Here is a 22999-nt window from a genome sequence, read left to right on the forward strand (position 1 = left end):
TCTCGTCTTTGACGAGCGAAGGTGATATAGTCCAATGTCAGAGACTTTGGGACTATAAAACAGTATCTTCGTTTGTCAAAGTCTTATCTGACTTTGACGGAACCTATCTTACGGTCTCTGACCGGTTGTAAAATATACTCTAAGGCATTGTAAAACAAAAATACTGTAAAAATCATTTAAACGTGCGCATCATTTCTTAGATTTATCCCATAAATCAATTTAAGGAATGAAACAGCGTTTATTATCACTCGATGTCTTCAGGGGAATGACGATCTTTTTTATGATCATCGTCAATACTCCCGGAAGCTGGAATTATGTGTACGCACCATTATTACATGCCAAGTGGGACGGATGTACGCCCACTGATCTGGTTTTCCCGTTTTTTATGTTTATAGTGGGTGTGTCTATGGCTATCTCTTATGCCAAGTTTGAAGGTGGACCACAAAAAGACTGGATCAACAAGGCCATCACACGAGGTCTGAAAATTATATTAATAGGACTACTTTTGAATTGGTTTCCTTTTTTTACTAAAAATATTGCGGATTTGAGACTATGGGGAGTTTTGCAAAGAATCGGTTTGTCATTTTTGATAGCAGGAGTGCTAATAAGTTTTGTGCAACGTAAGTACCTGTGGATACTTTTGGGAAGTATTCTGGTCTCCTACTACCTTATTCTTCTGAGTGCCGGTGACCAGGCATTAACATTGGAAGGCAACTTGGTCAGGACCATCGATCTGGCACTTTTCGGCGAAAATCATATTTATAAAGGGTACGGTATTCCTTTTGATCCTGAAGGACTGCTGAGTACGCTACCAGCGGTCGGAACAGTGATTCTCGGATATATTACCGGAAAAAACCTGCTTTCCACTCCTGATATTAATAAAAAAATCCAATGGCTTTTTATTTTTGGAATCGTATGCGGTGCTGCAGGGTATCTTTGGTCCATCATGGGATTTCCTATCAACAAACCTATCTGGAGTAGCAGTTACGTACTCTTTACCGGTGGGTTGGCGATGTTGTTTCTGGCACTGATGATCTGGGTCATTGACATTCATGGATTTCAAAAATGGACCTATGTTTTTAAGGCTTTTGGTCAGAATCCTTTAGTTTCATATGCGCTTTCCGGACTATTTGTCAAAACGATGCTGCTGATAAAAATCGGGGATCAGAAGCTGTATGGATGGCTTTATTCTGCCGTATTCCAACCGGTATTTGGTGACTATTTTGGGTCGTTTATGTTTGCTTTATCCTTTGTGATGCTGATATGGGTCTTTGCATATATCTTAGACAGAAAGGGTATTATTGTAAAGGTGTGAAGTCAAAATAACGGGGTGTCCGTTTTTTTAAATTAATCTTTATAAAATTCTTATTGTCTCCCTTTAAAGAGGAGGACCAAAACCATATGACAACACGTGGATAAACGGTACATTCGTAAGCAAAGATGGTAGCACTAAGTCGGAAATAATAGAAATCATCAAAGCTCAAGTCAAATTTGAAGAGTGATACATCTCAGTGTCTTTTTTCTTAAAAGACAAGTACTTTATAATAAAAAGGCTACTCTTCCGGAATTGTCATTACTTTTGCATTTTAAAAAATCTTGATTTTGAAAATTATACCTTTTTTTGTCTGCATGAGTCTGCTCATGATATCTTGTAATCAGGATGTGATCTACGATCAAAAACAAGATGTACCTTCTCCATGGAAATATGACGACAAAAAAGATTTTACTTATGAAATCTCTGACACGACCATCGCATATGATCTGATCATCTCGTTGGAACACAGTTCAGGCTTTTCTTTTGAAAATTTGTATCTCAATACTAAGACCATATTTCCTGATGGACATGCGACAATATCTCCTGTTTCCCTTCAGCTGGCAGACGACAAAGGGGATTGGGCCGGAGATTGCGATGGATCAAAATGTATCACAGATATAGAAATGTCATCTGGAGCATACTTTAAAATACCGGGAACATATACACTTTCTTTTGAGCAGTATTCCCGAAATGAAAATCTCGAAGGTATCCATTCCATACGGATCAAAGTAGTAAAATCCAAAACTTAAAAGATCCAATACTTTGGTTATGTCAGAAAAAAAACTCAGACTATTTGTTTGGCTCCTTTTCATCATGATCATTGCCTATTTCAAAGTGGCACATCATGAGCTATGGAAAGATGAGTGGCAGGCCTGGTTTGTAGCCAAAGATAAAAGTATTTCTGAGATATTTTCATTTCTATACTATGAAGGCCATCCTGCACTATGGTATCTTTATCTGAAAATTTTTACCCTGTTTTCCGGGATTTCAAGCCCTGAAATGCTGATAAACACTGCTCATTGGATTACAGTGGCCTGTGGTTTGTACTTTTTGTTTTGCAAACTCCGGTTACCATTGATTTTGTGTGTTTTTGGAGCATTGTCTTACTTTCTGTTTTTTGAATATGGCATTGTCAATCGTGGTTACTTCCTGGTGGTTTTACTTTCATTTTGGGCTTCATCACTTTTGAGTCATGAGGCATTCAATAAAACACAACTTGGTTTTGTCTTATTTTTTCTTTGTCAAACGGAAGTATATGGTGTTTTTGTTGCACTTTCCATTGGAGTGTGGTTGTTATCACAGCATAAAGACCTGATCAAAAGGGCTAATTCTCGTGATATCATAGGATTGGGTTTGGGTGTCTTATTTTTTATTATCTCTGTTTTTCCCAGGACTGCAGGCCATGTCGCCAAAACCCGTGGCAAGGAGATGTCATTTGTTGACAATATATTGACTTCTTTGCAAGGAAATCTCAGCAATACCTATCTCATCGGGTCTACGCCGGACACTTTTGCCTATGGGTGGTCGATAGCTGGTGTGGCGTTCTCCATTTTTGCTTTGGCTGGCTTGATTTTTATTTTTTATGGGCAAAAAAGGCTGCTAATCCCATTTTTTACTTTTTTGGCGATGATGCTTGTCTTCAGTATTTTCTTTTTTACAGGTGGAGTCCGACAGTGGGGTGTAGGTTTTTTATTTTTATTTACGTTGCTTGGTATTCGAGGCTTTGACTGGAAAAAAGATAAGTTAACCGGTGTTATTATTGGTGTATTTTGTCTTTTTGGAATCATCCATAATATCAAAGCGGCAAAAGAAGACATGAGATTGCCCTTTACCAATGCTGAGGCTGCGGGACGATTTATAAAGGAAAAAGTGCCGCCCAAAGTACCTGTAGTAGCCATCAATAAATTTGAGGCAACTCCTGTGATCGGATATGCAGGCAGAAAATTTTATGAACTTCCGGACGGTGTCGAATTCAGCTATTTCAGATGGGTGGACAAAATCTATCTGCCGACAGAAGGAGAATTAAAGATTTTTGCTCAATTCAAAGGTGTGGGAGGCATAGTTATTATCTCTCCAAAACCTCTGGATGCAGACAGGTTTCCCTCTGCAACATTATGGCAAAAGTTTGATCAGGAGAATTATAAAAAAGAGAATTATTACTTGTATTCTATGGCCAGGTAGCTTGTATACCGATGATTTTTTTTTTGAGAAAAATTATGTCTTCATTAGCTGCAACATCAACTTCGTTTGTCAAAGTCTTACCTGACTTTGACGGAACCTATCTTACGGTCTTTGACCGGTTGTGGACAATTTACTCCGGTCATGAGACCGATAGATAAAAGTCCAAAAGTCAGAGACTTTGGACAACAGATGATTTATAAAAAAGAGAATTATTACTTGTATTCTATGGCCCGGTAACTTGTAAATGTCGTACAAACGAACGACAAACTCCCGATCATCAATTGGATCTCCAGAAAAAAGGGGTGAAAATGATCAGGATTGTGAAAAGTTCTAACCTTCCCAATAACATCAATACAGAAAAAATCCACTTGGCTGAATCCGGAACCCATCCGAAATTGTCCACCGGTCCTAATTTTCCTATAGCCGGACCTACATTGCCGAGTGTTGTGGCGCAGCCACCAATAGCTGTTATGAAGTCTATACCTGTGAGGGTAATAAAAAGTGAACCCATAATAAATGTCATCAGATATACCAATAAAAATACAAGGATATGAGTCAGAATCCTCGGTGCCACTATCTCTTTGTTGATTTTAATCCGTATCAACGCTCTTGGGTGAAGGATTCTTTTAAACTCCAGATACATATTTTTTACAAATACCATATGCCTGATAAATTTAATTCCTCCGGCAGTGCTTCCCGCACATGCACCCAAAAACAGGGTAAGGAAGAAAAACATCGTCAGTCCGGGACTCCATTGGGTATAATCTGCTGTAACAAAACCGGTAGTGGTAATCAAACTTACCAACATAAAGAGTCCGTTTCGGAAGTTCTCTTCATATGAGCCGCCAGTCATATAATTAATCCAAAGGCCTAAGACTAATGATGTTAAAAGTATGAATAGTGTATAATATCTGAACTCTTCATTGATCCAAACTTTACTGAATCTACCTTTAAAAAGATAGTATAATACGGCATAATTGCACCCTGCGATAAACATAAATAAGATAATCGTGTAGTGGATACCTGGTGAAGTAAAATGGGCAATACTCGCATTTTTGGTGGAAAAACCACCGGTTCCCATGGTGGCGAAAGCGTGGTTGATAGCGTCAAAAAGAGACATGCCATGCCACCATAGCAAAAAGAAGAGTGTCATGGTCAGACCAAAATAAATAAACCAAAGTCTTTTGGCGGTCTCTTTTATTCTTGGATGCACTTTATCGGCAGTCGGACCGGGAGATTCGGCAACAAATAATTCTATACCAGCTATTCCAAGTAATGGAAAAAGTGCCACTGTCAGCACTATAATACCCATGCCACCGATCCAGTGGGTCATACTTCTCCAAAATAATATGCCTGGTGGCAAAGATTCAATGTCGGTAAAAATAGAAGCTCCTGTAGTTGTAAATCCTGATACCGATTCAAAAAAAGCATCAGCAAAATTGGTGGTCACACCGGAAAGCATAAAGGGTAAGGCTCCGAAAAACCCGAGAAAAACCCATCCCATAGCTACTATGAGGTATCCTTCTCTTTTATTGACTATAGTACTCGAGCTGAATTTTGAAAACCATAATAACGCACCTGTGACAATTGTGATCCCGCCGGAGATTAAAAAATCTTTAAAATCGCTACCTGCATTATAGTACGATACTGCGGCCGTAAGAAACATAGATAGTCCAAGAAGTACCATCAATACACCTGTGACATTGGATATGGGTTGATAATTTATTCGCATGGTTACCTGAACATGTCTTCTATTCTGCCAATGGCTCCCGGTAATGAAAGAATGATGACTTTATCATGGATCTGAAATATAAATTCTCCTGTAGGGATGATAGTTTCTTTGCCTCTGATTACAGCGCCTACAATTGCTTGAGAAGGAAGTTTCAGATCTTTTAACGGAGTTCGTGTCAGTCGCCCTTCCTTATGAATCAGGTACTCAATAATTTCTGCATCTACTCCATGCAAGCTTGCAATGGCTTCAACCCTACCTTTTCTCACATACCGGAATATATTATTGGCAGCAATGATCTTTTTATTGATCATCGTATCCACACCTATGTTCTGTGAAATATGGGTATAATCCAGGTTTTCAACCAATGCAATGGTCTTATAAACGCCGGCGTTTTCAGCCATCAGGGATGTGATGATATTGGTTTCGCTATTGGGAGTTACGGCAATAAATGCATCTATCCTTTCGAGTCCCTCTTCTTTGAGAAGATCAAAATTGGAAGGGTCTCCTTTTATTACCATTGTATTATTGAGTTCGTCCAGTAGTTTTTTACACTGATTTTCATCTGCCTCCACAATAGAAATATTGTAATCATTTTCAAGATGTTTTGCGACGGTCATAGAAATGATATTACCACCGACCATCATTATACTTTTTATTTTTCGGGCCGATTTGCCGATCATCTCTATTAATCCATCTACTTCTGTTTTTTCTATGATAAAGTATATATGGTCTCCTCGTCTGAGTACCGTACTTGCCCTTGGCAGGATAGTTTCATGACCTCTGAGCACTGCTACGGGTGAGTAATTTGTATTTTTCAGCCTTTTAATTTCTTCAACAGACCGTCCATTATAAAATGAGTCCTCTTCTATTTTTAATCCAATTAAAGAAACCCTTCCGTTTTCAAAATCAAAACTATCTGTAACCTGGCTGAACTCAAGCAATCTCATAATCTCCTGAGCAGCCAGGAGAGACGGGGATATTACCTTATCAACTCCCAGCTCTCTGAATATACCTTTAGCTCTTTTTTCGAGATTGGCGATATTGTTTATCCTGGCAATGGTCTGTTTGGTTCCCATTTTTTTTGCAATGCTGCATGCCATCAGGTTGTCGTTTTCTCTTGTCGTCACAGCAAGAAAAATTGAAACCAAGTCAAGGTTTATCTGACTCAGGATACCGATATTGGAAGCGTCACCATAGATTGTCTGTACATCAAGGTGACTCTGAGCATATTCCAAAACATCTCTGTCAGAATCAATGATGATGATGTCATGTTGGGCAGACGAGAGCAACTTTGCAAGATGGAAACCTATACCTCCTGCCCCTGCTATAACTATTTTCATTTAAATTGTTGATCCATCCTTGTTGTAAGATGGAAGCTGCAAATGTAATATTATTTATTATTTTACTATCACCTCATCTACAAAAATCCAAGCCCGTGATCCTGCTCCCGCGTATCCTTTTGGTATCTGGCCAAAATTTTTTGCTTTGATCCTGATATATCTGGCATTTACATTTGTCCTGAACTCTATCCTGGTGACACCATCTTCGCCGATGTTAAATTTTGATTTGCTGCTTGTTTCTTTGAAGTTGATATTGTCATCAGAGGTGAAAACAGTAACCTTCGAAGGCATAAATATCCAGCTTTGCGGCTGATTCATGACGTCAAGGCTAACATAACTTATTTTTTGTTTTTGTTCCAGATCTATAGTGCCTTCAAAATCTGCACCATTCCAACCCAACCATTCGCCGTCATTGAAAGCTGTATTACTGCCAAAAATGCCGTTGTTCCATCCATTGTTGCCGGATTTATTGTATTTCGGGTCAGGAGGTGTGGTAAGGGAAGATTGTTTTCCGGTTGCTTTATGCCAATTTTCTCCCTTTCTGAGTTCTTTCACTTTATCTGGTTTAAACTGAAGATTTTTTGGAAGTTTGAACAGACCAAATTCTGCTATTGTTGGGTTCAGTCTTGAGGAAAGAATCCGCAATCTGACTTTAGCTGAACTCACCGGTTCAAATCTTAGCAGCCGTTTGTATCCTACCGTAGTCCCGCTGGTGATTTGTTTCCATTGATTATCTTTCCATATATCGAGTGCAAAATGCTCTATGCGCTGCCCAATACGAATATTTTCCTGTAAAAGTAAGACATCAAAGGTCTTTTTCCCTTTGAGTTGAAATTCTACTGTTGTAGTTGTATCAGCCGATTTGGTAATAAAGTGAGTACTATTATTTCCATCCAGGATATTGTTTTGACCCAAACCGTTGTTTGATGTGACAGAAGCGTCTTTGGCGAGATTGATTGAAAAAGTAAGGTCGATGAGTCTTTTCCATTCCTTCAGGTTTTTTACATCGTTTTCATGGATTAAGCCTCTTTTGTCGGGTGGAATATTGAGCAGTAGCACACCATTGCGACCTATAGAACTAAAGTATATATCAAAGAGCTTTTCCGGTGTTTTGACCCTGTCGTCTTCTTCTTTATGGTAAAACCATCCCGGACGAATGGATACATCGGTCTCAGACGGATACCAAATCAAACCACTGGCATTCATAATCTTGGGTCTGCTTGCCAAATCTGATTCTGTCATATCACCTACCGGGGCAAATGTAGCATCAGACTGAGAGTTTTTCTGAATACTTTCCTGTATTCTCGCATCTACAGGCATGACACTCCACTCCGTTTCGCGGCCATAACCCGATTCTGTACCTACCCATCTCACGTCTGGTCCCATGATGGCTATGGTGGCTTCCGGCTGAAGTTTCCGTATCAATGTATAGTACCGCTCAAAATCATACACTTGCCTTTTACCATTGGGACCTTCGCCATTGGCACCATCAAACCAGACTTCATCTACCTGCCCGTATTCTGTCAATAGTTCTGTAAGCTGCCGGATAAAAAAATCATTGTAAGCGTCGGTACCATAACTAGCTTCGGTCCTGTCCCAAGGTGATAAGTACACTCCGAAGCCAATCTTGTATTTGCGGCAAGCATCGGCCACTTCTTTCACCACATCACCTTTGCCTCCTTTCCAGGGAGTGTTTTTTACTGAATGTTCGGTATATTTACTAGGCCACAAGCAGAATCCATCATGATGCTTAGCAGTCAGGATGACCAATTTAATTCCGGACTCACCTGCTACCTTCACCCACTGATCAGCATCCAGTTCACTCGGATTAAAGAGGTTTTTGTCTTCGTGCCCGTGACCCCACTCGCGATCAGTAAAGGTATTGATGCCGAAATGGAAAAAAGCCGTTAACTCCAATTGTTGCCATTTCAACTGACGGGGTGAGGGTGTGACATTGGCTGCTTTTGTGATGATATCCTGATGACTGTCTGTGGGTAGGATGGGTACAAAACTTTGAGACATTATGCCTGAAAAAGCAGATAATATGGTGGCAATTGTCACAAAAAATGTTTTCATATTAATTCAAATTTAAGTAACTACTCAGGTATAAAAGCATAAAAATAAAGTTGTAAAAATACAAAAAGAGTTATAACTTTGTACGACCAACCTTAAAGTATTGATATAGAACTTGATTTAAAATCAAGAAAATATCGAAAATTTATCTTCCATATTAGTTTTAGTTGAGCAGCTTCGCCAAGAATTGGTCGAGGTAAAAGAAGAATTACGTCTTACCAAAGAAGATAACGAAAAATTAAAGGCAAGGATAATAGAATTGAGTCATAAAAAGAATAGCTCAAACAGTTCACTTCCTCCCTCAACGGATATACAAAGAACAACAAAAAGTCTCAGACAAAAAGTGGCAAGAAAACAGGAGGCCAAACTGGTCACGAAGGAACTACATTAGAATTTCACTCTGAACCCGAGGTAATTGATCACATTGACCAGACGTGTCCAGTATGCGGAACAATTTATATCGATGTTCCAACATTGAAAGAAAGGCGACAAGTCTTAGACATACCGCCCATTGCCATACAAGCATATGAGCATAGGGTGTACGAAAGACGTTGTAGTTGTGGAGCTTGTTGTGTCAGTTCTTTTCCTGACCATGTAAAGAGTCCGATAAGTTATGGTCGAAACATTGAGACATTATGTGGATACTTTTCAGCCAGACAGTATGTGAGCGTATCCAGAATACGAGAGATGTTTGCAGACGTATTCAATCTAAACATCAGCGAAGGAACAATTGTCAATAAAATAAAGTCTTTGGCACAAAGATGTATGCCACAGTATGAAGAAATACAAAAAGAGGTACAACAAAGTAGCTGTGTGGGAACAGATGAAACAGGAGGCAAGGTAAACGGTAAGTTGCGATGGTTGTGGGCATGGCAAACAAGATTAGTCACCTTTATAGTAGTTTCATCAAATAGAGGCTTTGAAACTATTGAGAAGTACTTTGGCGAAGGATTTGTTAATACTATATTGGTCCATGATTGCTGGAAGGCACACTTCATCATAGGGGCAAAGGACGTCAGATATGCCTAAGCCATATACTTAGAGAATTACAATACTTTATTGAAAAGAGAAATAAATGGGCTTACGAGTTGACTAAATTAATATGGAAAGCCTTGGCTCTAAAAAAATAATGCTTACAAATGCTGAAGCCAACTATGAAACACAAATCAACCAAATTGAAAAACACTAAACCACATACTGAATAAAGAGATACATTCCAAAGATAAAAAACTACATACTTTACAAAAAAGACTAAACAAACACCAACAATATCTACTTACTTTTCTAAAAGTAATGGAAGTACCACCAGACAACAACTTTAGCGAACAAGCCATCAGAAACGTAAAGGTAAAACTCAAGGTTAGCGGTCAGTTTAGGTCAGACCAAGGTGCTTCATATTATGCAGTCCTAAGATCAGTTATTGATACTGCTATAAAAAGAAATCTAAACGTTCTCCAAGTATTAGCTAATGCTTAACTTTGTACCTGAGTAGTTACAAATTTAAAAGTATCAACTTACATATTCCTCCTATACTTTCCTCCGACTTCATACAGCGCATTGGTGATCTGCCCGAGTGTACAGGTTTTTACGGTTTCCATCAGGCTATCAAATAAATTGTCATTGGTAATGGCCTTTCTTTTTAGTTGATCCAGCGCTTTTGAAGCATTTGGTGCATTAGTCTTGTGAACATTCCCGACAGTATGGATTTGCTCGACTTTTTCTTCTTCTGTGGCACGTATCACTTCACCTGGTAAAATCGTAGGCGAGCCATCTTTTGACAAAAATGTATTGACTCCAATGATAGGGTACTCTCCGTTGTGTTTTAGGGTCTCATAGTAGAGGGATTCTTCCTGTATTTTTGATCGCTGATACATGGTTTCCATGGCACCAAGTACGCCACCTCTTTCTGTAATGCGGTCAAACTCCGACAAAACAGCCTCCTCGACCAGGTCTGTTAACTCCTCAATGATAAATGATCCCTGCAATGGGTTTTCATTTTTTGAAAGGCCCAGCTCTTTGTTGATGATCAACTGGATGGCCATAGCCCGACGAACACTTTCTTCTGTCGGGGTAGTGATGGCTTCGTCATAGGCATTGGTATGCAGAGAATTGCAGTTGTCGTATATGGCGTACAAAGCCTGCAAAGTAGTCCTGATATCATTGAAGGCTATTTCCTGGGCGTGAAGCGAACGTCCGGATGTCTGAATGTGATATTTCAGCATTTGTGACCGGGCGTTGCCACCATACTTGTACTTCATGGCTTTGGCCCATATGCGTCTGGCTACACGACCTATTACAGCGTATTCAGGATCGATACCATTGCTGAAGAAAAATGAAAGATTGGGGGCAAAGTCATCAATATGCATGCCCCGACTCAGGTAATACTCCACAAATGTAAATCCATTGGAAAGTGTAAAAGCAAGTTGTGAGATAGGATTAGCGCCTGCTTCTGCAATATGATACCCGGATATGGATACCGAATAAAAGTTGCGAACCTGATGCCGGATAAAATATTCCTGCACATCACCCATCAGGCGAAGTGAAAACTCTGTACTGAAGATACAGGTATTCTGAGCCTGGTCTTCTTTGAGTATATCAGCCTGCACTGTACCCCTGACAGCACTCAGTGCATTGGCTTTGAGGGCAGCATATACATCTTCAGGAAGGACTTCGTCACCTGTTATACCTAATAATAGTGTACCCAAACCATCATTGCCCAAAGGAGTTTTTCCTTTGTAAACCGGTCTTGTGATACCTTTTGATTCATATTTTTCTGTGAGTTTTTGATCTACTACCTGTTCTAGACCATGTGATCTGATATACTTTTCGCATTGCTGATCTATCGCTGCATTCATAAAAAATGCACAAATGGTTGCAGCCGGACCATTGATCGTCATGGATACTGATGTGGCGGGATTACAAAGGTCAAAACCTGAGTACAGAATTTTGGCATCATCCAGACAACATATACTCACGCCCGAATTGCCGATTTTCCCATAGATGTCAGGTCTGTAGTCTGGGTCTTCACCGTACAATGTCACAGAGTCAAATGCCGTAGACAATCTTTTAGCAGGCAAGTCCAAAGACACGTAATGAAATCTTTTATTGGTCCTTTCGGGACCACCTTCTCCAGCAAACATACGTGTGGGATCTTCACCCTCTCTTTTGAAAGGAAATACGCCGGCCGTATATGGAAACTCTCCGGGTACATTTTCCTGAAGATTCCACTTGAGGATGTCTCCCCAATCTCTATATTGCGGCAGACATACTTTTGATATTCTGGTTTTGGACAGTGATTCCGTATACGGGATTATTTTTACTTCTTTGTTTCTCACTTTGAAGATAAATTCCTGAGCAGCGTATTGTCCTTTTTTATTTTCCCAATTTTCAAGGATACGTTTGTTTTCGCCGGTAAGGTCATCCCACACTTCCTGATATGCCTCTTGTAACGCCTTTTTTGTACTTTCTTCTATGATGATGTCTGCGGAAGATTTAAGGCTGTATGCTTTTGAGGCTGCATCACTTTGATCTGAAACTGTCCTGTCGTAAGCTTTATTGTTTTCTGTGATCTCGGACAGATACCTTATCCTGTTGGGTGGGATGATATATACTTTTTCACTTTCACCTTCCAGCAAGTCTAAGGTGGAGTTTAAGCCGGCATTTGTTTTATTATTGATGATCTTTATTAATGCCTTATAAAGTGTGTTGGTACCCGGGTCATTAAACTGAGATGCGATAGTGCCGAAGACAGGCAATTTTTCCGGATCAACATCCCAAAGATTGTGGTTGCGCTGATATTGCTTACGGACATCTCTCATAGCATCCAAAGCTCCTTTTTTGTCAAATTTATTGATAGCAATGATATCTGCAAAATCCAGCATATCAATCTTTTCAAGCTGACTCGCCGCACCGTACTCGGGTGTCATGATGTACATAGCCAAATCAGAATGGTCCACTATCTCTGTATCCGACTGGCCGATGCCTGATGTTTCAAGGATGATCAGGTCATAGCCGGCTTTTTTAAGGATATTTACGGCACCTTGTACATATTTGGAAAGGGCAAGATTGGATTGTCTTGTGGCTAAGGACCGCATATACACCCGATCATTGTTGATGGCGTTCATACGTATGCGATCACCCAGGAGTGCTCCTCCTGTTTTTCTTTTGGAAGGGTCTACAGAGATGATTCCCAGGGTTTTGTCCGGAAAGTCAAGCAAAAATCGTCTCACTATCTCGTCTACCATGCTGGACTTGCCTGCGCCTCCTGTGCCTGTGATGCCAATGACAGGTATATGGGTATTGGAGTGTGACAATGAGTCTGTTATCCCCTGATAGCTATCGGCATAATTTTCGAGTGCGGAAATCATCCTGGCCGTATAAAAGTAATTTTTGGTATTAAGGTCAGAAATGTCAAAGTCCAGTTTTTCACCAAGAGGGAAATCACATTTTTGGAGCAAATCATTGATCATACCCTGCAAACCCATAGATCGGCCATCGTCAGGAGAGTAAATTCTGGTAATACCGTACTGATGTAATGTTTTCATTTCATCCGGCAATATAGTGCCGCCACCACCGCCAAAAATTTTGATGTGTCGGCAATTTCTTTCTTTCAGCAAGTCATAGATATATTTAAAAAATTCATTGTGACCTCCCTGATAAGATGTGATGGCTATGCCCTGCACGTCTTCCTGAATGGCTGTCTCCACTATTTCCTGAGCAGAACGGTTGTGCCCAAGATGGATGATTTCAGCACCTGATCGCTGCATGACACGTCGCATGATATTGATCGCTGCGTCATGCCCGTCGAAGAGCGAACCTGCTGTAACAATGCGAATTTTGTTTGTCGGTATATATGTTTGGGCTTCGTTCATTGATTAGAGCATTAGTATTTGCAAATGTACTACTATTTTTTTGAAGCTCCCTGAGAGGTAGTGAATATATGTGGATAACAAACTGCACAAATACTTAAATTCCCTCCTTACCCTCAATCCCAAGCATAGCTTGGCAGGCTCTGAAGGGACGACCCACGCCAAATTCTTTCAATATTGGGCTGGTCTCCCCTTTAGTTATACCGTTGATTTTATAATATTTGGCGGTGTTTTTTATTACCAAGTTCAAACAAATTTATATGTTTGCACTTGGTAATGGTTTTGATCTCGTGCGCAACTCTTCAATTGAGTTTTGAGACTCTTCCATTGCCTTTTTTATTTTATTTTCTGCTCTTCGAGAAACTGGTGCGTTTTGCATCTTTTCTAGCTCTGCCTTATAATCTGCGGTTTCTTTTTTCCAACTTCTCTATTTGCTGATCTGCGTCTACTGGTTTGTTTTTTTGTGTTTTAGGTTTTGATGAATCGTATGCCTCTTTGTTTGTAAGCATACCATAGATCACTCTTGTTAACTTGTTCATTATTACACCTAAAGCATCGTTATAGGTCTTACCTTTCGCTCTTTGATTTGAATATATCTCTTTAAAATAAGGGTCATACATAATCGCATTTTTAGCTACCATGTATATTGTACCCCTATATGAACTACTTCCTTTTTGCTCATTTTAGGTTTCTTTGATATATCACCACTTGTATGGTTTTCTGGGTGTACTCCAAAATAGCAACAAAGTGATGCGGCACTGTTAAATCGATTTATATCTTCTATTTCTATGCTTAATGACACTGCTGACTCGATGCCGCAACCAGGAATTGTGACTAATAAATCCGCTAAGTCGTTGGCTCCGTGTTTAGCAAGTTCTGATTGAAGTTCTTTGATCTGGGTGGAGAATAAGTTAATAGTTTGGGCCAATGTTTTAATATTTAGCTCAGTAAGTATCGTATTACCCGACCCTGAATCTAGCTTCACCGCTTTTTGGATGGCCTCAGCCTTCTCCATGGTTAACCCTTTGATTTTAGCCAAAGAAGCTGTTTTCGCATTTAATATCTTTGCCTTTGATGGATACTTTTGAAGTAATTTATACATGTATTTTGGCATGCCATTTTTACTAAAAGTTAAAAGACCAGGAATACAACTATACACTACTTTCTCAAGTTGGTTGATATTTCTCGTCTTTTGTTTAATAAATCCTTGTATAGTTTTGTGCATCTGTTTCGCAGTATAAAAATGTAAGGATCTAGGCTTGGCTTTCTCTAGTTCCTCATAATTTTCAGATACATGCCTAGCTATAATTTCACTACTGATGGCGTCATTAATATTGCGATGCATATTCTTTTTGACTCATGATGTGTCCGCAACGGATTAATCCTGAACATGATGATTCGCTTATCAAAACTTACCAATTGATTATACCAATTGTTTTCATACCCACCGGTACTTTCAATAGCCAAATAAATTTTATCAATAGACAAAAGTGCCTGTGATAAGACTTTTTGAGTTCATCAAGACCGGATTGATTATCAATAAAATTCATCCTGCGATTAGTAAATTCATTACCCTTCGAAATTAAACTGAAATCACAATAACCTTTACTTGCGTCCAGTCCTCAAATCCAACTTTCATACATAAATTACTTTAAAATGTGTTAAAAAATGTCAGCCTTACATTCCCTTATATTATACGATATCAATGTATCAAGTTATACCTCATGATTAAGCTTGGCGAAAGGGACACTAAAGGACGATATCTAAGTATCAAGGGGTGTTCCCCTTCAACCGCCAAGTTATAAATTATTTGTTTATCTTGAAACCATTAATTTTTAAAATGCAAACATATAAGGGGTTGGGGGTAAGAAGAGGCAAATGCCACTAGTTAATTTTTTTACAAAAGTGCAATTTGTTATACACACTAGTGAATATATGTGGATAGCAAATTGCAAAATAACTAAAATTCCCTCGCTACCATCATTCCCAAGCATAGCTTGGCAGGCTCTGAAGGGACGACCCACGCCAATGCTTTCAATATTAGCGCTGCTCACCCCTTGAGGGGTTGGGGGTAGTAGAGGCAAATGCTATCAAGTAATTTTTTTCAACAAAAGTGCAAATTGTTATACACACTGTGATTATATGTGGATAACAAACTGTACAAATTCAAATTTTCTTCCTTGCTACCCCTTCCTGACTACGTAGGCAGGCTCGCCATAGACATCATTGCTTTAAATATGTTTATGTGTTATTTTAGATTTGCTATTTTCATTTTCAAAAATACGGCTTTCATGCCGACCAAATTGGTGGTCGGTTCCTTTGATAAAGATTGAAATCTTTCAATCATTTTTTGCTATGCAAAACCACTCACTTATATTTTTACCGTCTCCAGTGACTTTTAAGCTAAAGACAAAAAGGCATAAGACAACCATCCTGTGTTATGGTCCAATAATTCGAATGTTTTTATTTCCACCTGCCCACTTTTTTTAATTAGATTTTTGGGCTTCAGGTAAAAATTGAAAAAAGAATTTCAAAAATGATTGTTAACAATATATAGGATAAAATTATTCGTCTACAAACGTATATACACGTTAATTAAACGAATAAATGAAAATAACGTGCTGACTTTTGCCCAAAATTTAATGTAGATATGATCACATTATCACCTTTGATTCATAGAGGCGAAAAAAAAATACGTATCGATTTTGAACGGGATGCCACTATATATGCTGCCATTCGCCAATTGCCTGAAGTGAAATATACTAAAACCCATCGATGCTGGTATATACCCTATACACATGAAGCTTACAAGGCCTTTATATCAAGTGGTATACCAAAAAATATTAATGCCTCAGGAAATCAAATGAATCTTGATGTAATACAACAAGTATCTTCTTCTTCCAATCATCAAAAACCTGAAGTACCCGAAAAAAAAGAAACTTTATCTGCCAATCCCGTTGAGATAAGGTATAGCAATCAACGATTTTGGATCAAAATGCGCTATCAAATCGATGATATTGCTTTGGTAAAATCTCTTTCAGGTACATATTGGAACAAAAATCAAAAACTGTGGAGTGTCGGTGGCAACGCTGAAAACCTTTGTAAGTTACAAACTTACTTTAACTATTGGTCACCTGATACTTATACACACATATATGGACTTATAATGACTACTGCTGATCCCAAGATAATAGAAATATATAGTACCCCTGAATACAAAGACAAAATATGTGTAAAGTTGAAGGGATATGCCAATGATACTCATTTTATCACTCAAATACCAGAGACCAGCTATGATCCGGAATTTAAAAGATGGTTATTGCCAAATACTGAATTACTCATCTCGTCGATACAAAACCATTATACAAATAAAGGAGTAAAAGTGATCAATCGTCTATATCAAAAATGGGAAAAATATAAAAAAAAGGATCTGTGTAATCAGGAAAAACAATCTTGCCTGATAGCGAAATATCCTCAAGAATACTCCACATTGCTACAACAATATACCGATGCCATGATCAGGAGAAACAATAGCTGGAGCACGATCTATACATACACACCTGAAATTGTAAAATTTGCAAAATATCACGGAGAACAAAATATTGCAAAAGCAAATGAATCATCTATCAATCAATATCTAAGCCACCTGTCCGGTAAAAAAATAGCTGTAAGCACTATCCACACAGCGATAAATGCCATCAAATATTATTATCAAAAGGTCATATACCGTCAAGACTTAAAGATAGAACAACTGGTAAGACCTAAAAAAGGATTTCATCTGCCCGAAATACTAAGCACTGAAGAAACGAATAACATCCTACAAAGTCTTGCAAATGTCAAGCATATATGCTTACTTTATTTACTGTATGGAGGCGGAGTACGGCTTAATGAGTTGCTCTATATACAAATGAATGATGTGTGGTGGGATAGAAATCAAATCATCATACGTAGCGGTAAGGGAGATAAAGACAGGATCGTGATGCTTTCCCAAACCTTAAAACAACTATTGCGTATATATTGCGATGAATATATGCCACAAATGTGGCTCATAGAAGGCCAGGACAGAAGGACACAGTATTCTTCCAGAAGTGTACAAAATGTTGTAAAAAATGCTCTTAAAAAAGCGGGAATCACTAAAAAAGTAAGTCCACACACGCTGAGGCACTGTTTTGCGACGCACCTGATGGACACTGGTGTGCAGTTACCTTATATACAGGCATTGTTGGGGCATGCCAGTATAAAAACGACCATGATCTACACTCATGTCACCACACAAAGTGTAGCCAATGTGCAGAGCCCTTTAGATAGTTTAAATCTATCTGTAAAAAAGCCCTGAAAGCAGGGTCAGACCCACATATCTATAGACAAAGAAGGAGGCAATACTAAGCTGATGATATTTTTTGTTTCCTAATCAAGCCCCATGTGGTATGCGTGGCACAGGACATACGGCATATATGCCGGACAAGTATATAGATATGAGTCAATACAGCAGGAGAAAATTTTTAAAAAAGACATGAGCTACTACCATCAAATCATAGATTTGGCGGGCGTAGCTATACCTTTTTAGATAAAAAATTACAAAAATTAGTTCGTTTTGATAAAAAAATATATTTTTATGACGCAGATTAATAAGTTGGCGGTAATTTGAAGAAACAATTAACAACGAAAAACATTCAAGAAAATGAAGCTATAAGTAACTGTAAGATAGAATAAGAATTGAAATATCCTTTAATACGCAAAGTAGAAAGGGCGATTGTTAATATTAAAAAATTAGAAAATGACACAGTTACAAATGATTGACAAAACAAAGTCAATAGCTCAAAATGATAAAAATATTTCTGCCGTATTTATGTACGGGTCATTTACCAAAAATGAAGGGGACAAATATTCAGATATTGAATTCTACATCTTCTTGAAGGATAAAGAAAAATTTTCCGCTGAAAATTGGGTAAGCCAAATTCATCCTTTGGCATTATATTTTACCAACGAGTATGGAAGTGAAGTTGCCATTTTTGAAAATATGATAAGGGGGGAGTTTCATTTTTTGACAAACGACCAAATGGAAGTTATCAAATCGTGGGACGGTTTGGTAGAGTTTAGCGACTTTGACAAGATGATTTTAGTAGATAAAGAAGATTTATTGACTAACACGCTCAAAGAAATAAAAACTAAAGTACCTGATCGAACAACAAATGAAAATATCCTGTGGTTGAGCCAATCATTGTTGAATGTTTTACTTACAACAAGCAACTTAATTAAACGACAGGAATTTGCTCACGCTTACCAAAGCTTATCAAATGTTCAAAAATATTTACTTTGGTTAATAAGAATTGAAACATACCAAACCAAACATTGGGAAAGTCCAACAAAAAGCTTGGAAAAAGACATAGACCCAGATTGGTATTCGTTATTTCAGGAGACAACATCAGAATTAGATCCGACAGATATTAAAACAGCTTTCAAGAAGACATTAACATTGACTGAAAAACTTTTTGATAATCTTGGAGTTGAAGCAAAATTAAAGGGGGTATTAAGGAGAATTGAATAAAAAAAACTACCGCCAACATTGTATAAGCGTAATGCGGGCTGAACTGCTAAATTTGAGCATTTTTGCTCCTAAGAAACTTTGTGGTGGGCGGACAGTGAATTGCTCCGAAATCCCGCACTACGCTTATACTTGACCGTTATGCCTCACCCTAAAAAACGACACGACCAACAATAAACGAACATAAAAAATGAAAGACGAAATGCCAACGCTTCAGCAAAATCAAAAGAGCTGCATCCCCACGCACAAAGCCAACGCAATGCAGCACATTTGCTTTTGCCCCAACGCACAAATCTCATAGTAAAACAATAACGAATATGGAACAAAGAGACCTATTTGGCAATATTATACCTTCTTTGACTAACGATAAAATAAAGTCTGGTTTAACAAAGATTGAAAACGGGGAATACTTATTCTATCAAGATTTTTTTTCAAAAAAAGAAAGTGATTTGTACTTACAAAATCTAAAAGAAAACATTGATTGGAAACAAGAATCAATGAATATGTATGGGAAACAAGTGAACTTCCATCGTTTGACAGCGTGGTATGGTGATAATGACAAACCTTATTCATTTTCAGGTATAACATTAGCACCAAAAGTTTGGACAAGAGAGCTTCTTGAAATAAAAGACAAGATTGAACCTTTGTCAAAAGTTCAATTTAATAGCGTTTTGCTTAACCGTTATAGAAGTGGAAACGATTCTATTTCTTGGCATACTGACGCTGAAAAGGAACTTGGAATAAATCCAGTTATTGCTTCTGTAAATTTTGGAGCAACAAGAAAGTTTCAACTAAGACACATTAAAACCAAAGAAAAGTTAGAAATTGAATTAACACACGGAAGTCTTTTAATAATGCAAGGAGAACTGCAACACTTTTGGCAACACCAAGTACCTAAAACAAGTAAAGTTGTAAACGAAAGAATAAACCTAACTTTTAGAGTGATTAAGTTGCAATGACTTTATGAGAGAATACGCAAATAAAATAAAGTCATTACAAAATCCGACTTTTCAGCAAATTAGAAAAATTTCTAATGATGCATTGTCGCACTTTTCAAAAAGTGAGAGAGATAGTTTTTGGCAGAATCTAAATCAAGGAGTTGATTTATTGGATTCACACGAACTAATGTGTCAATATATTTTCTCATATGGAAATATGCACGAAGCTAAAATCCAAAAGGCCTTATCTTCAATTCGCAATCCAAAGGAAGTTTTTAATACTGATATAGCCATTGTAGATTGGGGTTGTGGCCAAGGTTTGGCAACTGTTTGCTTTTTTGATTTTCTAAAAAGTCAAGCAATACCTAACAACACAAAAAAAGTTATTTTAATTGAGCCATCTGAAAAAGCGTTAGAACGAGCAAAACTGCACACAAACGTTTACATCAAAGACGAAACTAAAATTCAACTCGTAAACAAATACTTAGACGATGTTGAAAAAACAGATATAGAAACGAATCAATCAATTACGATTCATTTTTTCTCAAATATTCTTGATGTCCCGCAAATTGACTTAAAGAAATTAGCTCAACTTGTAGGCGAAAACGTTAGCGGAGAACATTATTTTTTCTGTGTAAGTCCATTGATTGAAGGACGAAGCCACAGATTAGATGCTTTCTACAATTATTTCGATTTGCCACCAGTATTTTCTGATTTTGAGCAAAGTGAAAACAAATTAAATCTTTTAGCCGAAGATGCACACGGTAAAGATGTTTTTAGAAAATATACTCTAAAGCTAAAAGTTTTCAAATTTGAAAAAGGCAAGATTTACTATATTCCTATCGACTATTATCCAGCGGTACAATTTCACGCAGGATATTATTTAGATTGCTTTAAAGACAAACGGGCTAATTTATCCCTATTATCTGACTTTGAAGTTTCTGCACCGTTTGACATTGGAGCAAGCGTTTATGAAGATGTTAATCCAATTTTAGCAGCTCTCAACAATATTATTACAAGGGGTTTACCTACCAAAGCCAGCCCATTTATTGAAAATCAATTTCAGAGCTTTGGTAACCAACTTCAACATAACGATTTTGGGTCAATCATTTTTGAAAACAAAAATGTTGACCCAAACAATTTACAATTAACGCAATCGCCCATTGCAATTGCCCGTCTTCAGAAAACAATTATTGAAGCAATTCTTACTGATAAATTAGATATTCAACAAAGTCAATGGAATGTTCTAGTTAAAGAAAATGATGTTCCTTGTGCCGCAATGGCTTTTGAAGACTTAAAGCAAATGTTCGAGAATCTAACATCATTAAGTCTTGACTTTGAAACAATGAAATTTCCACAGGTGAACCTAGAAATAATTGGTTCGCAGGAATATTTGAATTCACCATTACACTTAAATACAAAACCCGTTACTAATGCGACATCTCAACAAAAAAGCAAAGTTTATGATTTAGTCATAGATATTTCAATAGCTATAATAGAAGATAAAAAAGAGCCGACTTTTAGCGAGTTCAAGTGCAAAAATCATTGTTATTTCAATATCCGCTCAGCAAAAACAAGAAGAAATCAAAGGCATATTTATACATCAGATACAATTCAATATAAACCATTAGTTACAAGAGATACGCAAGGTAATTATGAAGATATTGAAACTAACAAGTTACACCTAAAGTACTTCGTTCAATTACTTTTTCGCAAAGAAGATTTTCGACAAGGTCAGCTTCCCATTTTAAACAGAGCGTTACAAAACAAGAGTGTAATTGGACTTTTACCAACAGGCGGTGGCAAATCTCTAACTTATCAGTTGGCTGCAATGTTGCAACCAGGTGTAACGCTTATTATTGACCCGTTAAGGTCATTGATGAAAGACCAATATGACGGCCTTGTAAATATAGGAATCGATACTTGTGCTTTCATAAACTCAACGTTGACCCTGCAAGAAAAAGACGAACGAGAAAGGCAAATGGAATCTTCTCAAATGCAATTTGTTTTTCTCTCGCCAGAACGTTTATGTATTTACAAGTTTCGTGAACGATTGAAAACAATGCGAGATATGAATGTATACTTCGCATACGGAGTTATAGACGAAGTTCATTGCGTTTCAGAATGGGGGGCACGATTTCCGTTTTCATATTTACATTTAGGGCGTAACCTATATAATTATGTGTTGCCTAAAAACAAGGATAAGCGATTAACATTGTTTGGATTAACTGCAACAGCTTCCTTTGACGTACTTGCTGATGTTGAACGTGAATTGTCAGGTAACGGTGCTTTTGCTTTGGATTCTGATACAATTGTGAGATATGAAAATACAAACAGATTGGAACTTCAATATAAGATTGAAAAAGTACCAATCGAATATGAACCCGACAAATTCTTCGACAAAAATGGCTTGCTAGATACTTCTTTAGGCAAAGCTGTAAATATCAGCGATAAATGGGCTGTATATAATTTCAAGAAGGAATTTTTAAAAAAATATGTTTATTTAGTTTCCTCGTATGCAAATGAATTACAAACAGAAACATCAATAAAAAGAGTAAAAACACAATTCAACGAAAGGCAAAACACACAAGAAAATAATGACGGAATAAATTTAAAGGATTTAAAGGTTGACTTTCCTATTGACTTTTACACTACGAGTAATGAATATCAACAAGCAGGCATAGTTTTTTGTCCTCATAAAAACAATACAGGCATTTCGGTAAATGAAAATGCAAGTTCTTTAAAAGAATACACTCCTAAGATTGGCACTTTTATGGGAAGTGGAGATGATGAAGATGCTGACGAAATAGACAGAGCTTCATTTGAAAATTTAGAATTATTTAGGGATAACAAATTACCAATAATGGTTGCTACAAAGGCCTTCGGAATGGGGATTGACAAACCTAATGTTCGTTTTACTGTAAATATGAACTATTCCAGCTCGCTTGAAAGCTTTATTCAAGAAGCAGGTCGAGCAGGTCGAGATAAAAAAATTGCTTTAGCTACG

Annotated in this window: 16 protein-coding genes; 10 read left to right on the forward strand and 6 right to left on the reverse strand. The window is 37.7% G+C overall.

Annotated elements, in window-relative coordinates; all coding sequences use genetic code 11:
• Positions 1-226 precede the first annotated feature (226 nt).
• The 3 genes from IPK35_02970 (at position 227) to IPK35_02980 (ending at position 3496) form a co-directional block, all read left to right on the forward strand.
• Positions 227-1315, forward strand: a complete 1089-nt coding sequence (locus IPK35_02970) for a DUF1624 domain-containing protein (GenBank protein MBK8052258.1) — start codon at positions 227-229, stop codon at positions 1313-1315.
• A gap of 287 nt (positions 1316-1602) precedes the next feature.
• Positions 1603-2064: a gliding motility lipoprotein GldH gene (locus tag IPK35_02975; GenBank protein MBK8052259.1), complete on the forward strand. Its 462-nt coding sequence runs from the start codon at positions 1603-1605 to the stop codon at positions 2062-2064.
• A gap of 19 nt (positions 2065-2083) precedes the next feature.
• Positions 2084-3496, forward strand: a complete 1413-nt coding sequence (locus tag IPK35_02980) for a hypothetical protein (GenBank protein MBK8052260.1) — start codon at positions 2084-2086, stop codon at positions 3494-3496.
• A gap of 277 nt (positions 3497-3773) precedes the next feature.
• Here IPK35_02980 and IPK35_02985 read toward each other — a convergent pair whose 3' ends face one another.
• The 3 genes from IPK35_02985 to IPK35_02995 are packed head-to-tail and all read right to left on the reverse strand — an operon-like array spanning position 3774 to position 8644.
• Positions 3774-5228, reverse strand: a complete 1455-nt coding sequence (locus IPK35_02985) for a TrkH family potassium uptake protein (protein ID MBK8052261.1) — start codon at positions 5226-5228, stop codon at positions 3774-3776.
• Positions 5229-5230: 2 nt separating this feature from the next.
• Positions 5231-6568 (reverse strand): Trk system potassium transporter TrkA, encoded by a 1338-nt coding sequence (trkA, locus tag IPK35_02990; protein ID MBK8052262.1) that lies wholly within the window; start codon positions 6566-6568, stop codon positions 5231-5233.
• 57 nt (positions 6569-6625) lie between these two features.
• Positions 6626-8644, reverse strand: coding sequence for an alpha-L-fucosidase (locus tag IPK35_02995; protein ID MBK8052263.1), 2019 nt, complete (start codon positions 8642-8644; stop codon positions 6626-6628).
• 471 nt (positions 8645-9115) lie between these two features.
• On the opposite strand from IPK35_02995, the gene IPK35_03000 reads away from it, so the two are divergent.
• A complete protein-coding gene (locus IPK35_03000; GenBank protein MBK8052264.1) occupies positions 9116-9670 on the forward strand; it encodes a transposase in 555 nt (184 codons plus the stop codon).
• A 165-nt stretch (positions 9671-9835) separates the two neighbouring features.
• A complete protein-coding gene (locus IPK35_03005; protein ID MBK8052265.1) occupies positions 9836-10117 on the forward strand; it encodes a transposase in 282 nt (93 codons plus the stop codon).
• A gap of 38 nt (positions 10118-10155) precedes the next feature.
• Here the strand turns inward: IPK35_03005 and IPK35_03010 are convergent, their stop codons facing one another.
• The 3 genes from IPK35_03010 to IPK35_03020 all read right to left on the reverse strand — a co-directional run bounded on the left by IPK35_03010 (position 10156) and on the right by IPK35_03020 (position 14854).
• Entirely contained in the window at positions 10156-13512 is a 3357-nt protein-coding gene (locus IPK35_03010) for a methylmalonyl-CoA mutase family protein (protein MBK8052266.1), read from the reverse strand.
• Between the two features lie 392 nt (positions 13513-13904).
• Positions 13905-14129 (reverse strand): hypothetical protein, encoded by a 225-nt coding sequence (locus IPK35_03015; GenBank protein ID MBK8052267.1) that lies wholly within the window; start codon positions 14127-14129, stop codon positions 13905-13907.
• 14 nt (positions 14130-14143) lie between these two features.
• Positions 14144-14854, reverse strand: coding sequence for a transposase (locus tag IPK35_03020; GenBank protein ID MBK8052268.1), 711 nt, complete (start codon positions 14852-14854; stop codon positions 14144-14146).
• A gap of 1305 nt (positions 14855-16159) precedes the next feature.
• Here IPK35_03020 and IPK35_03025 point away from each other — a divergent pair.
• The 5 genes from IPK35_03025 to IPK35_03045 form a co-directional block, all read left to right on the forward strand.
• Entirely contained in the window at positions 16160-17845 is a 1686-nt protein-coding gene (locus tag IPK35_03025; protein MBK8052269.1) for a tyrosine-type recombinase/integrase, read from the forward strand.
• Between the two features lie 84 nt (positions 17846-17929).
• Positions 17930-18076 (forward strand): hypothetical protein, encoded by a 147-nt coding sequence (locus IPK35_03030; GenBank protein ID MBK8052270.1) that lies wholly within the window; start codon positions 17930-17932, stop codon positions 18074-18076.
• A 210-nt stretch (positions 18077-18286) separates the two neighbouring features.
• Positions 18287-19057, forward strand: a complete 771-nt coding sequence (locus IPK35_03035) for an aminoglycoside 6-adenylyltransferase (GenBank protein ID MBK8052271.1) — start codon at positions 18287-18289, stop codon at positions 19055-19057.
• Between the two features lie 314 nt (positions 19058-19371).
• Positions 19372-20013, forward strand: coding sequence for an alpha-ketoglutarate-dependent dioxygenase AlkB (locus IPK35_03040; protein MBK8052272.1), 642 nt, complete (start codon positions 19372-19374; stop codon positions 20011-20013).
• A gap of 4 nt (positions 20014-20017) precedes the next feature.
• Positions 20018-22999, forward strand: a 2982-nt coding sequence (locus IPK35_03045) for an ATP-dependent DNA helicase RecQ (GenBank protein ID MBK8052273.1), incomplete at its 3' end; no start/stop codon positions are given.

It is taken from the genome of Saprospiraceae bacterium (assembly GCA_016713025.1).
GTDB lineage: Bacteria > Bacteroidota > Bacteroidia > Chitinophagales > Saprospiraceae > OLB9.